This is a genomic window from Maribacter ulvicola (genome assembly GCF_900155985.1).
Classification (GTDB): Bacteria; Bacteroidota; Bacteroidia; order Flavobacteriales; family Flavobacteriaceae; genus Maribacter; species Maribacter ulvicola.
The window spans coordinates 180,875-194,441 of the sequence record NZ_FTMA01000001.1 but is presented as its reverse complement, the minus strand read 5'-3'; the positions used below and the strand labels follow the sequence as shown (position 1 = coordinate 194,441).

Sequence of the window (13,567 nt, the reverse complement as noted above, 5' to 3'; positions counted from 1 at the left end):
CGGTTGTCAGACCTTTAGTGTAAAGGTTAATATCATAGTTAAAATTTTAGAAAATCGTTTATCAGGTAAAAATCTATTTTATAGAAAAGTTATTTTTGCGCTATGAGCCAACTATCAGAAAAATTACAACGTGCTTTAGCAATTCGTAAAAAAGAAGAAACTTTTCGTACGTTAAATGCTACAGAGGGTTTAATAGATTTTATATCCAATGATTATTTAGGCTTTTCTAATAATGAAAGCTTATTTTCCAAAACATTTCAATTTTTGCTAACGGAAAGTGTGGCTTCAAACGGTTCTGGAGGATCTAGGCTTCTGTCTGGCAATCATAAATTTTATGATCAGTTAGAGCCGTTTTTGGTAAATTTTTATAAATCTGAAGCTGCTTTGGTATTTAATTCTGGTTATGATGCCAACTTGGGGCTTTTTAGTGTTTTGCCCCAAAGAGGGGATATGGTGTTTTATGATGAATTTATTCATGCAAGTATACGGGAAGGTATACGAATGAGCCATGCAAAAGCGTACAGTTTTTCTCATAACGATTTATCAAGCCTAAAAGAGAAAGTAGCTATAAATGTGCCTAGAAATAAATACGAGGATAGTGTTGTTTATATAGTGACCGAAAGTGTTTTTTCTATGGACGGAGACTCACCGGATTTAAAAACTTTTGCAAAGTTTACAAAATCTAATGGTTATAACTTATTGGTAGATGAAGCTCATGCCATTGGTGTTTTAGGAAAAAATGGCGAAGGATTAATACCTGAATTAGGTCTTGAAAAAGACGTTTTCGCAAGAACGGTAACTTTTGGTAAGGCTTTTGGCTGTCATGGTGCCGCTATTCTAGGTTCTGAGAATTTAAAAGAATATTTGATAAATTTTGCTAAACCATTCATTTATACAACTGCGTTAACGCCGCATACATTGGCAACTATTATTACGGCCCATAAATTTATAGGTGAACTGGGAAAAGAGTCAAGTGAGCTATTAAAGAAAAATATAGCTTTTTTTAAACATCAGCTAGAGATTCATAAGATAGAAGAGTATTTTATACCTAGTAATACAGCAATTCAAGCTTGTATAATTAGCGGTTCTAAAAAAGCCAAGTTGGTATCTAAAAAATTAATAGATAAAGGTTTTCATATTAAAGCAATTCTATCGCCTACCGTTCCCGAGGGGCAAGAGCGAATACGAATATGTTTGCATAGTTTCAATTCTAAAGAAGAAATTGGTTTGTTGGTAAAATTATTGGCTAACTTTATTTAATAAAATATGGCAGAAAAATTTTATCAGTTGGCTTCTTTTGAATATGTGGCAGATGTGCAAATAGTAAAAGGTAAATTAGAATCAGAAGGTGTACCTGTTTTTCTAAAAGATGAAAACACTTTAAATTCAGACCCTTTAATAAGTAATGCCATTGGTGGTGTTAAGTTACAAGTGTATACAAAGGATAAAGAAAGGGCAATTGCCATTTATAATGAAATAAGGGCTTACGCAATTGATAACAAAGGTAGGGCTATTGTATGTCCTAATTGTAAGGCTCAAAAATCAGAACCATATTATAACGGCACAGGATTATTTTATAAACTTTTTCCATTTTTTGAAAAAAGAAAATATAAGTGCCTACATTGTGGAATGATCACTAAATCAAAGTAAAAAACCATGCAGAAAATATTTGTAACAGGAATTTCAACAGAAGTGGGTAAAACTATTGCATCCGCAATTTTTACAGAAGCATTACAAGCAGATTATTGGAAGCCTGTACAAGCCGGTGATTTAGATAATACTGACACCGATAAGGTGAAAAGGTTAATATCTAATGGCAAATCTAGATTTCACGAAAGTAGCTATAACCTAAAATCAGCAATGAGTCCGCATGCAGCAGCGGAGGTAGAAGGTGTTAAGATTGATAGATTCCATATTAATGAACCACAAATAGATAATAGTTTGATCATTGAAGGTGCAGGTGGTATTTTAGTTCCTTTAAATGATGAGGATACGATGTTAGATATCATTATGCCAGATTATAAGGTTGTTGTAGTTTCCAGAAATTATTTGGGCAGTATAAATCATTCGCTATTGACTATAAAATGGTTGCTGCACAAAGGTTATGAGGTTACGGTATTGTTCAGTGGAGATGAAAATTTACACACTGAAAATATAATCTTAAGTAAGACAGGGGTATCTTCAATTGGTAGAATAGATGAAGAAAAAGAATTCACCAAAGAGATTATCAAAAAATATGCAGATAAGTTTCGGGATGTTTTAAAAACATTATAATCACCTGATAATCAGAAAAAGACTGTATGCGTTGTTTAAAGCTGAAGTATAGCTAAGTTCTTTTTAAAGTTGACAAGTACATTCTTCATGAGAGGTTGTGTGTAGCTCATTGGCATTTTTAAAATACCCCTCAGTAAAGGGAACCTAAGAAAAAGCTAAATAGAATGGTGATTTCTGCTAATGCGATACTATAACCCATAATTATCTGGTTTAGAGTAAGTAGTGTAGCGTATTTAGGTGGAAGCAATTTTTTTAAGAATGAAAGTGCTTTTTTCTTGGCCAATATTATCTCTATAGAAAAAACAAGAATAGTACAGTAAATCAAAAGAGAAATGCGGATAGCAGGGTAGCAGGCATTTAGACATAAAAAGAAAATCCTTTTACGTTTCTTTCAGGAGCGTCTCTTTGTTGCAGTTTATTTCCCGAACTTTGCATGATAGATAAAATGAAGAATTATAAATTCTATGCAAGAGGAAAATCTATCTAGTCGAGATAAAAAATATTTATGGCATCCATTGACCCAGCATAAGTTGGGTAAACCTCAATTACCTATTACTAGGGCAAAAGGAGCTTTATTGTTTGATGAAGAAGGGAAAGAATATATTGACGGAATAGCATCTTGGTACACCGTAATGTATGGTCATGCCAATGAGCACATTGTTTCTGCCGTTACCAAGCAGATGCAAACCTTAGATTTTGTAATGTTCAGCGGTCTCACACACGAACCTGCAATTGAGTTGTCAGAAAAATTAATGGAGATATTGCCTGGTAATCAAGCAAAGATTTTCTTTAATGATAATGGTTCTACCGCAGTTGAAGCGGCAATAAAAATGTCGTTGCAGTATTTTCACAATAACGGAGAAAAGAGAGATACCTTGATAGCTTTTGAAAACGGTTTTCATGGCGATACCTTTGGTGCCATGAGTGCATCTGGACTATCATCTTACAACGGTCCGTTTGAAGATTTTTTGTTAAAGGTGGTACGAATTCCTGTTCCACAAGGAGATAATATTGAAGAAGTAAAAAGCACGCTTTCAAAAATTTTAGCGGAAAATGATTGTGCCGCATTTGTTTTTGAACCTTTAGTGCAAGGCGCTGCCGGTATGAAATTTCATTCTACAGAAGGATTAGATGCTTTAATAGGTCTTTGTCAAGAACAGGAGGTTTTGTGTATTGCCGATGAAATAATGACCGGTTTTGGTAAAACAGGAAAGAATTTTGCTTCAGATAATCTAGAGAACAAACCAGATGTAATCTGTTTAAGCAAGGCATTAACGGCAGGTATGTTTCCTTTAAGTATTACCAGCTGTTCACAGAAAGTATATAATCGTTTTTTAAGTGAAGAGGTGCATAAAGGCTTTTTTCATGCCCATACGTTTAGCGCGCATCCAATGGGTTGTGCAGCGGCATTGGCGGGGATTAAACTTTTAAATTCATCAGAGATTTTAGAGAGGAGAGCTAGTATTGAAAATTTGCATAATTCATTCGCGGACAAAATTCAAGATCATAAAAGCGTAAAAGAGGTTAGGGTCATGGGTGTAATTTTGGCCATTGACCTCAATATTGAAACGGAACGCTATGGTAATTTACGGGATGAGTTGTATAGCTTTTTTCTGGAAAAGGGCGTGCTTCTTAGACCATTAGGGAATACCGTTTACGTATTGCCTCCATTTGTAATTACCAATGAAGAACTTCAGAAGGTTTACGATACTATATCCGAAGCGTTAAATACATTTTAGTCAAGAAATTGAAAGAAAAAATATCCATAACGGCCATGGCTTCTCTTTCTCCCTTAGGAAGCACATTAGAAGAAACCTGGAACGCATATCAGAATAACGACCATTATTTTTCATTAGCAGAAATGAATGGTGTTCAAACGTGGGTGGCCTCCTTATCCGCAGCTGCAAAGTTAAAGGTAGAAGAATTAAGGGAGTCTGATAGCAAGTACAAAAAGTTAGATGATAGTGTGTTGTTTGCCATGTTAGCATCAAGACTGGCGGTAGAGCAATCCGGTTGGAATAATGCCTCGGAATTTGGAATAAACATGGGTTCCTCTAGGGGTGCAACCAAATTATTTGAGCAGTACCATGAAGAGTATTTAAATACTGGTGTAACATCAACTTTAAGTTCTCCAACTACTACCCTTGGTAATATATCATCGTGGGTATCTCATGATTTAAGGGCGACTGGTCCAGAAATATCACATTCCATCACCTGTTCAACAGGTTTGCATTCGGTGTTGAACGGAGTAGCTTGGTTGAATAGCGGTATGGCAAAGAGGTTTTTGGTAGGTGCCAGTGAAGCTCCATTGACCAATTTTACGATTGCACAAATGAAGGCATTAAAAATTTATGCAAAAGCATCTGAGTCAAATTCTGCTTTGGTAGTTGAGCATAACCGAAACTACCCTTGCCAAGCCTTGAACATGGAAAAAGAGTATAATTCTATGATTTTAGGCGAAGCGGCATCTGTTGCTTGTCTAGAAACGGGAGTTGTAAAAAATGCCTTGGCAGTGATTGTAGGTGTAGGTTATGCTACGGAAAAATTAAAACACAACACTTCTATATCTGCAAATGCCGTGTGTTTTCAAAAATCAATGAAAATGGCTTTGGGTAATATAAATCCCGCTGAGGTAGATGTCATAGTCATGCATGCACCAGGTACTATAAAAGGAGATTCATCAGAATATAATGCCATTAAAGAAGTTTTTGGCGAGAACAGTCCTCGGTTGACTACTAATAAATGGAAAATAGGCCACACATTTGCTACATCAGGTATGCTGAATTTAGAGTTGGCAGTATTGATGTTGCAGAATAATGAGATGGTTTCAGTCCCCTTTGTAGCATCAAATACTAGAAATACTGAGCTAAGAAAAATAATGATAAACGCGGTTGGTTTTGGCGGTAATGCGGTAAGTATTTTAATATCTAAGAAAGAATAGCCTATTGATATTGGTAATTTAAAAGCCTCCAATTATTATTTCAATTTAAATTCAGTTATTTTTGAACCCTGGTAACAACCTAAGATTATATGAGCGAAGCAAGACATAATTGGTCAAAAGAAGAAATCCTAGAAATATATAACAAACCGTTAATGGAGCTACTTTATGAAGCTGCAACGGTACACAGGAAAAATCACGACCCCAATACGGTCCAAGTTTCTACCTTACTTTCTATAAAAACTGGCGGTTGCCCAGAAGATTGTGGTTATTGTCCGCAAGCAGCTCGTTACCATACAGATATTAAGGGTAACGATCTTATGGCGGTTTCTCAAGTAAAGGCTCAAGCGCTAAGGGCAAAAGCATCTGGTAGTTCTCGTGTGTGTATGGGAGCTGCATGGAGAAACGTAAAAGATGGTCCAGAATTTGATCAAGTGTTAGAAATGGTGCGTACCATTAATAAGCTTGATATGGAGGTTTGTTGTACCTTGGGTATGATTACCGAGAATCAGGCAAAACGTTTGGCAGAAGCAGGTTTATACGCTTACAATCATAATTTAGATACTTCAGAAGATTACTATAAGGATGTTATTTCTACGCGTGCCTTTGAGGATCGTTTAGATACTATTGAAAATGTTCGTAAAAGTAATGTGACCGTTTGTAGTGGTGGTATTATTGGTATGGGTGAAGCATTGGAGGATAGGGCAGGTATGTTAGTGGCTTTAACATCGTTGAATCCGCAACCGGAATCAGTTCCAATTAATGCATTAGTGGCTGTAGAAGGAACGCCAATGGAAGATATAGAGCCGGTTTCTATTTGGGACATGATACGCATGGTGGCTACTACAAGAATTGTAATGCCAGAGACTCAGGTGCGTTTGTCTGCAGGAAGAACTGAAATGAGTAGAGAAGGGCAGGCAATGTGTTTCTTTGCCGGTGCAAACTCAATTTTTGCAGGAGATAAGTTATTGACGACTCCAAATCCTGATGTAAATGAAGATATGGCAATGTTTAAAATGTTAGGTTTAAACCCTCAGAAGCCATTCACCAAAGTGTCACAGCCAGCTACGGTTGAAGCTGAAGATTCTCAATTAAATTCTTTGGGGGAGAAGCCAAAATGGTCTAGACCGGGACACGCTATTGAACGTAATGAAAATGCAAAACAAAAGGCTAAAATTGCCGACTAATACTACATTAATAGATTTTTAAGAAATTATTTTCTTAACGTTAATTACCTTTGATTTCCCTAAAAAACCATTAGTAATTGAAGTTAGCAGATATTCCCAGGGTAAAACATATTACCAAGGACACTTTTATTAACGATTACTTTAAGCCTCAAAAACCTGTTGTTTTAGAACAGGCAATTGAAGACTGGCCTGCTTATGGTAAGTGGAATCTAGATTATATAAAAAAGGTAGCTGGTGATATTACCGTGCCTTTATATGATAATAGACCGGTGCAACATAAAGATGGTTTTAATGAGCCACATGCCAAAATGAAAATGGCAGAGTATGTTGATTTGCTAAAGAAAGAGCCCACTAAGTATCGCATCTTTCTTTGGAATATTTTAAAAGAAGTACCTGCCTTACAGAAGGATTATACTTTTCCAAACTTTGGACTAAAGTTATTGAAAGGTTTGCCCATGTTGTTTTTTGGAGGAAGAGACTCCTATACCTTCATGCATTATGATATAGATTTGGCAAATATCTTTCATTTTCATTTTGATGGGGAAAAAGAGGTAATACTTTTTCCGCAGTCGGAAACCGAAAAACTTTATAAAGTTCCACATTCTCTAATTACCCATGAGAGCATAGATTTCTCGAATCCTGATTATGATAAGTGGCCGGCATTAAAAAATGCCAACGGATTTAGAACAACTCTATCCCATGGAGAAGTTTTGTATATGCCAGAAGGTTATTGGCATTATATGAAATACAATACCCCTGGTTTTTCAATGAGTTTAAGGGCGCTGGCGCGTAGTCCTAGAAACTTGGCTAAAGCATCATATAACATCTTTATAATGCGTTATTATGATGTATTGATGCGCAAGCTAAAAGGGCAAGATTGGATAGACTGGAAGAATAAAGAAGCTATTTCCAGAACAAATAAGAAGAATGGAATTTTGGCAGAAAACTAAAGGATTTTATTTTATAAGTTCCTGTAGTTTTTCATAAACCAAGTGACTTTCCCAGCCTCTGTATAGCAGGTAATCTGCTAGTTTTTTTCTTCGCTTTTGAATGTTGGTTTCGGTAATTTGTTGCAATCTTTTATGAGCTAAATCATCTAAGGTTGTTAAGTAAGCTTCTGGTTCAATTTCTTTTAAAGCAGTGGTAATATTATATTTGGAGATGTCTCTAAATTTCAATTCCCTTACAATTCTGTTTTTCCCCCATTTTTTAATATTGAATTTACCACGGGCAAAACTTTTGGCAAAGCGCTCTTCATTTAAAAATCGATCTTCAATAAGTTGGGCAATTATAGTATCAACTACTAATGGAATCATGCCCATATCTTTCAATTTGGAAACCACTTCTTTGTGGCAGCGATCTTGGTAAGCACAGTAACTTTCTATCTTTTTAGTAGCTTCCTGAACAGTGTATCCTTTTAATTTTTGGTTCATATTTTTCAAAAATAGTAAACAAAAAAAGCGACTCCGTAAGGAAATCGCTTTTTTCATTAATATATTGTTTTGCCGTCTTTATTTTTAAAACGATATTCAAGATACGTATACGCATCACGCGGTTGAATTTTAATCCATCTTTTATATTCCAAGAACCATTTTGTTCTCATTGATGGAAAACCTTTTGTAATATAGGCTGCTATAAACGGGTGTATATTAAGTGTTATACTGTTGTCTTTTGCAGGTCCTTTAAGAAGTTTTTCAAGGTCCGCTGTAATTTTATCTATTAAAACAATAGGTGCTTCCACCTGCTTCCCTGCATTGTTAGGGTCCTCTTCAGTTGTTTTAATATTCATTTCAGGTCGTACCCTTTGTCGGGTAATCTGAATTAAACCAAATTTACTAGGAGGTAGTATTTTGTGTTTGGCACGATCATCTTTCATCTCATCTCTAAGATGTTCAAAAAGCCTTTTTCTATGTTGTGGTTTTACCATATCAATAAAATCTACCACAATAATTCCGCCCATATCACGAAGACGCAGTTGTCTTGCAATTTCTGATGCGGACAAAAGATTTACCTCTAGGGCCGTATCTTCTTGGTTTTTGGCTTTATTAGATCTGTTGCCGCTATTTACATCTATAACATGAAGTGCTTCTGTATGCTCTATAATTAAATAGGCGCCCTTGCTCATTGCGGCAGTACGGCCAAAAGACGTTTTAATTTGCCTTTCAATACCAAATTTTTCAAAAATAGGAACATTGGTGTTATAGTGCTTAACGATGCTCTCTTTTTCGGGAGCAATTTCTGACACATAATCCTTAATTTCTTGATATAGGGTGTCGTCATCAACATGTATTCCTGTAAAACTATCATTGAACACATCTCTTAAAATAGAAGATGCTCTATTAAGCTCTACAAATACTTTTGATGGTGTTTGGGCACGATGTAATTTTTTGCACATTGCTGTCCATTTGTTCAGCAAGTTTTCTAGATCTTTGTCCAGTTCTGCGACTTTTTGTCCTTCTGCGACTGTTCTAATGATGACACCAAAACCTTTTGGTTTAATGCTTCTAACGAGTCTTTTTAATCTGTCTTTCTCTTCTTTACTACCTATTTTTTGAGATACTGATACTCTATCGGAGAAAGGAACCATTACCAAATAGCGCCCAGCTATTGATAGCTCAGAACTAATTCTTGGTCCTTTAGTAGATATAGGCTCTTTAACAATTTGAACCAACAATGATTGGTTCGCTTTAATGACATCGGTAATAACACCGTTTTTGTCAATATCGGTCTCGAAAGGAAAATTTCCTAAAGTAAAATCCTTTAGTTTTCCGGTACTCACTTGTTTTATGAACTTCAACATTGAAGATAATTGCGGACCAAGGTCGTGGTAATGCAAGAAAGCATCTTTTTCATAACCAACGTTAACAAACGCTGCGTTAAGACCGGTAACCGGTTTTCTGATTTTGGCAAGAAAAATATCGCCAACAGAAAAGTCGTTACTATTCTCTTCTTTATGTAGTTCAGTGAGTTTTCCGTCCTTTAGCAAGGCAAAGTCAACAGATTTGGAACTAGATCTTACGATTAATTCTCTATTCACCTGAATATATTTTTAGTCGTTGCACCTATTAAAATAGGGAACGAACTGATTAAACAATACCATAGACAAATACCATAGTATCTGCCGAAACCCAAATAATGGATCTCTATGTCAATGAACGTGTTTTAAAAAGAAAAAGTAGTTATAAAACTACTTTTTCTTGTGTCGGTTAGCTCTTCTACGCTTCTTGCGCTTGTGTGTGGCTACCTTATGTCTCTTTCTTTTCTTACCGCTTGGCATAAAGTTCTTTTTTTAAGATTAATTATTTTACGTGTACGTTGCTCTTAACTCCTTCTACAAAAACCTTTGCAGGCTTAAATGCTGGAATGTTGTGAGCGGGTATTTTAATAGTTGTGTTTTTGGAAATATTTCTACCGGTTTTTTCGGCTCTAGTTTTAATGATAAAACTACCAAAACCTCTTAGGTAAACATTGTCGCCACTTTCTAATGATGTTTTTACCTCTTCCATAAAAGATTCAACAGTTGCCTGTACATCTCCTTTTTCAATTCCCAGTTTATCTGAGATCTTCGATACAATTTCCGCTTTCGTCATCTTTCAATATTAGATTTTCTGTATGTTTTTTCGGGATGCAAATATATAAATTAAATTCAATCTTTCTTTCTAATGAGTTAATTTTAAGTGTATAAACTGCTACTTTTATAACTTAGTATACAAGAGCATGTCATTTTCCAGTAAAATATTAGATTGGTATCATGAAAATAAACGCAGTTTACCATGGCGTGAAACTATAGATCCTTACAAAATTTGGCTCTCAGAAATTATACTTCAGCAGACGCGAGTTGCTCAGGGAACCCCGTATTACTTAAGGTTCACAGAGGTTTTTTCTACTGTTGCCGATCTTGCAAATGCAGATGAAGAGCAAGTTTTAAAATTATGGCAGGGATTAGGATATTATTCAAGGGCTAGAAATCTTCATGCAGCAGCAAAAATGGTTGTGGATGAATATGGAGGTGAGTTTCCGGATAATTATAAGAAACTTTTAACATTAAAGGGGGTGGGAGACTATACTGCCAGTGCCATTTCATCTATATGTTTTAATGAACCGCAGGCCGTAGTAGATGGAAATGTGTATAGGGTACTCGCTAGGTACTACGGTGTTGATATTCCTATTAATAGTACCGAGGGTATTAAGTATTTTAAAACTCTGGCTGAAAAAGTCATGGATGAAAAGGCGATACGAGATTACAACCAAGGTATCATGGAGTTTGGTGCAATACAGTGTACGCCAAAAAAGCCTTTATGTTTGCTTTGTCCTTTAAGTGATAGTTGCGTTGCCTTGGAAAAAGGCTTGGTAAATGATTTACCGGTAAAGCTAAAGAAAACAAAAGTACGCAATAGATACTTTAATTATCTTATACCTATATATAAGGATGCGGAAGGGATCCAATTTACCAGATTAAATCAAAGGATCGGAAAAGGTATTTGGCAGAATCTCTGGGAATTTCCTTTGTTGGAATCAAAAGATGTCCTAAAAATAGAGGAGGTTACTATCAAGTATAAAGAGGTACTTAAAGATATAAAATCTAGAGAGGTATTAGTTTTTAATGATAATGCTGTAGTGCATAAATTATCTCATCAGCATTTGTACACAAAGTTTTGGTTGGTGTATACCAATGACACTTTTAATGATATGATTCCGGTTAGGGAAATAACACATTTTCCTGTACCGGTTTTAATCGCAGATTTTATCAAAGCATTTAAATTTTAGTACTTTTGATTTTTATATCTTTAAGTTATGAGCGGTACATTAAATAAGGTGATGTTAATAGGGCATTTAGGCGACGAAGTTAAAATGCATTATTTTGAGGGAGGCGGTAGTATTGGTAGGTTTCCAATAGCTACTAATGAGACATATACCAATAAATCTACTGGTGAGCGTGTTACAAATACAGATTGGCACAATATAGTAGTTAGAAATAAAGCTGCTGAAATCTGTGAAAAATACCTAAGTAAGGGAGATAAGGTATATGTAGAAGGTAGATTAAAAAATCGCCAATGGCAAGGAGAAGATGGCAATACCAGGTACTCAACAGAGGTACATGTGCAAGAATTTACATTTTTGACTACTAAGAAAGAAGGTATGCAGAATAATGGTGGTTCTGCGCCTGTTGCTCAAAAACCGACAAGTACTGAAAATAATGCACCTTCTAAGGCATCTGCTCCTGCTCCTACAAGTCAAGAAGAGGATGATGATTTACCGTTCTAATAAAATTTAAATAACACCTATTGGACCCAGACCCCTTACCGTTTTTGATGACAACATTGGTTGTAAACGGTGTTTTTACAATGAATATAGTTGTACTTTGTGTACTGCTTGTTTGCTCTGCACTTATTTCTGGAGCAGAAGTAGCTATGTTTGGTTTATCGCCAACAGAAATTAAAGAGTTACAAGACCAAAAATCTGCAAAAAGTGCTGTATTGATTAAGTTGTTAGAGCGACCAAAAAAATTATTGGCGACCATATTGATCGCGAACAACGCTATAAACATTGGTGTAGTTTTATTGTTTAGTGTTATCGGTGATACTCTTTTTAATAATGTGAGCCAAGTATTGTTCGGGGTAGTGTCAGTACGTTTTTTATTGGAAGTTGTAGTAGCAACATTTCTAATTTTAATGTTCGGTGAAATTCTACCAAAGGTATATGCCAATAGAAATAGAATGAGTTTTACGCATTTAATGGCTTATCCGTTAAGAGTGTTAGACTTTATTTTTTCACCATTGAGTTTGCCTATGCGTTCAGGTACGTTGTTTTTATATAATAAGCTTGGAAAACAGAAATCTAGTTTAAGTATTGATCAGTTGTCACAAGCTTTGGACTTAACTTCTCAAGGTGATACTACTAAAGAAGAGAAAAAGATTTTAGAGGGTATCGTAACTTTTGGTAATACAGATACGAAGCAGGTGATGAGACCTCGAATAGATATTTTTGCCCTTAATGAGCACATGAAGTTTCCTGAAGTTCTTGGTGAAATTAAGAAAAATGGATATTCAAGAATTCCGGTTTTTGGGGACAATATAGATACGGTAAAGGGAGTTTTATATGTTAAAGACCTATTGCCTTATTTAGATAGAAAAACGTTTAATTGGATGACCTTGATAAGAGAGCCTTATTTTGTGCCAGAGAATAAGAAGTTAGATGATTTGTTGGGTGAATTTCAAGAGAAGAAAAATCACTTGGCAATAGTTGTTGATGAGTATGGTGGTACTTCTGGTTTGGTTTCTTTAGAGGATATAATTGAGGAAATTGTAGGTGATATCAGTGATGAGTTCGATGATGAAGATTTAATTTTCTCAAAGTTGGATGATCATAATTACGTGTTTGAAGGTAAGACACCGTTAAAAGATTTTTACCGGGTTATTAAATTGGAAGACACTGATAATTTTGAGGAAAATAAAGGGGAGTCAGAAACATTGGCTGGTTTTGTTTTAGAAAAGGCAGGAAGTTTTCCTAGACGTGGAGAAAAGATTCTTTTTGACTCTTATACCTTTGTAGTTGAGGCAATGGACAAGAAAAGATTGAAACAGATAAAAGTAACCTTGCCACATGAAGAATAAGTTGTTGGTTGGTTTTTTGGTAGTATTTCTATTGATGGTCAGCTGTAAAGAAGAACAAGTGTTGCCTAAGCCAAAAGCTAAAATGCGATTAGAATATCCTCAGGGTGAATTGGCTGATTTTGAAACAGAGAACTTCAGTTTTAAATACAATCAACTGGCAAATGCAGGTCTAAGCGGCGATCAAGCCTATACTATTTCTTACCCGGAGATGAAAGGCGCTATTTTTCTAAGCTATAAAAAGATTAACGGTAATTTGTCTCAACTGATCATTGATTCTAAAAGACTTAGTTATGAACATGCTGCAAAGGCAGATAATATAGTAGAGCAGCCATATGTGAATCCTGATGAGAAAATCTACGGTGCTTTATTTGAGGTACAAGGTAATGCGGCTTCGCAATCTCAATTTTTTGTAACGGATAGTACAGAGCATTTTTTAACGGGTTCCGTTTATTTTTATACGAAACCTAACTATGATTCCATTCTTCCTGCGGCATCATATCTTCAAAATGATATTAGAGGAATAATAGAAACCCTTCGTTGGAAAAAATAAATAG

The 13,567-nt window shown here is 35.5% G+C and carries 14 protein-coding genes; 11 read left to right on the top strand and 3 right to left on the bottom strand.

Features of this window, described 5'->3' with window-relative positions:
• Positions 1-102: 102 nt before the first annotated feature.
• From BW936_RS00840 to BW936_RS00810, 7 genes are all read left to right on the top strand, one after another.
• The gene (locus tag BW936_RS00840) at positions 103-1,260 is read left to right on the top strand and encodes an aminotransferase class I/II-fold pyridoxal phosphate-dependent enzyme (RefSeq protein ID WP_076546436.1); all 1,158 of its coding nucleotides are present in this window, start codon (positions 103-105) and stop codon (positions 1,258-1,260) included.
• A 6-nt stretch (positions 1,261-1,266) separates the two neighbouring features.
• A complete protein-coding gene (locus BW936_RS00835; protein WP_076546435.1) occupies positions 1,267-1,650 on the top strand; it encodes a putative signal transducing protein in 384 nt (127 codons plus the stop codon).
• A 6-nt stretch (positions 1,651-1,656) separates the two neighbouring features.
• Entirely contained in the window at positions 1,657-2,274 is a 618-nt protein-coding gene (bioD, locus tag BW936_RS00830) for a dethiobiotin synthase (protein ID WP_076546434.1), read from the top strand.
• A gap of 464 nt (positions 2,275-2,738) precedes the next feature.
• On the top strand, positions 2,739-4,013 hold the full coding sequence (gene bioA, locus BW936_RS00825; protein ID WP_076546433.1) for an adenosylmethionine--8-amino-7-oxononanoate transaminase: 1,275 nt from the start codon (positions 2,739-2,741) through the stop codon (positions 4,011-4,013).
• Positions 4,014-4,021: 8 nt separating this feature from the next.
• Positions 4,022-5,215, top strand: a complete 1,194-nt coding sequence (locus BW936_RS00820; protein WP_076546432.1) for a beta-ketoacyl synthase N-terminal-like domain-containing protein — start codon at positions 4,022-4,024, stop codon at positions 5,213-5,215.
• A gap of 89 nt (positions 5,216-5,304) precedes the next feature.
• Positions 5,305-6,399, top strand: coding sequence for a biotin synthase BioB (bioB, locus tag BW936_RS00815; RefSeq protein ID WP_076546431.1), 1,095 nt, complete (start codon positions 5,305-5,307; stop codon positions 6,397-6,399).
• Positions 6,400-6,476: 77 nt separating this feature from the next.
• The gene (locus BW936_RS00810; protein ID WP_076546430.1) at positions 6,477-7,349 is read left to right on the top strand and encodes a cupin-like domain-containing protein; all 873 of its coding nucleotides are present in this window, start codon (positions 6,477-6,479) and stop codon (positions 7,347-7,349) included.
• A gap of 6 nt (positions 7,350-7,355) precedes the next feature.
• Here the strand turns inward: BW936_RS00810 and BW936_RS00805 are convergent, their stop codons facing one another.
• The 3 genes from BW936_RS00805 to BW936_RS00795 all read right to left on the bottom strand — a co-directional run bounded on the left by BW936_RS00805 (position 7,356) and on the right by BW936_RS00795 (position 9,989).
• Positions 7,356-7,832: a regulatory protein RecX gene (locus tag BW936_RS00805; protein WP_076546429.1), complete on the bottom strand. Its 477-nt coding sequence runs from the start codon at positions 7,830-7,832 to the stop codon at positions 7,356-7,358.
• A 56-nt stretch (positions 7,833-7,888) separates the two neighbouring features.
• The gene (locus BW936_RS00800) at positions 7,889-9,436 is read right to left on the bottom strand and encodes an Rne/Rng family ribonuclease (protein ID WP_076546428.1); all 1,548 of its coding nucleotides are present in this window, start codon (positions 9,434-9,436) and stop codon (positions 7,889-7,891) included.
• A gap of 262 nt (positions 9,437-9,698) precedes the next feature.
• Positions 9,699-9,989, bottom strand: a complete 291-nt coding sequence (locus BW936_RS00795) for an HU family DNA-binding protein (RefSeq protein ID WP_027065813.1) — start codon at positions 9,987-9,989, stop codon at positions 9,699-9,701.
• 127 nt (positions 9,990-10,116) lie between these two features.
• On the opposite strand from BW936_RS00795, the gene mutY reads away from it, so the two are divergent.
• From mutY to gldD, 4 genes are read left to right on the top strand one after another with little or no spacing between them, the layout of a single operon-like run.
• Positions 10,117-11,166, top strand: a complete 1,050-nt coding sequence (gene mutY / locus BW936_RS00790; protein WP_076546427.1) for an A/G-specific adenine glycosylase — start codon at positions 10,117-10,119, stop codon at positions 11,164-11,166.
• A gap of 27 nt (positions 11,167-11,193) precedes the next feature.
• Positions 11,194-11,664 (top strand): single-stranded DNA-binding protein, encoded by a 471-nt coding sequence (locus BW936_RS00785; RefSeq protein WP_076546426.1) that lies wholly within the window; start codon positions 11,194-11,196, stop codon positions 11,662-11,664.
• 20 nt (positions 11,665-11,684) lie between these two features.
• Entirely contained in the window at positions 11,685-13,013 is a 1,329-nt protein-coding gene (locus tag BW936_RS00780) for a gliding motility-associated protein GldE (RefSeq protein ID WP_076546425.1), read from the top strand.
• Positions 13,003-13,563 (top strand): gliding motility lipoprotein GldD, encoded by a 561-nt coding sequence (gene gldD, locus BW936_RS00775; RefSeq protein ID WP_076546424.1) that lies wholly within the window; start codon positions 13,003-13,005, stop codon positions 13,561-13,563. The genes BW936_RS00780 and gldD overlap by 11 nt, the downstream gene beginning before the upstream one ends.
• Positions 13,564-13,567: the final 4 nt, after the last annotated feature.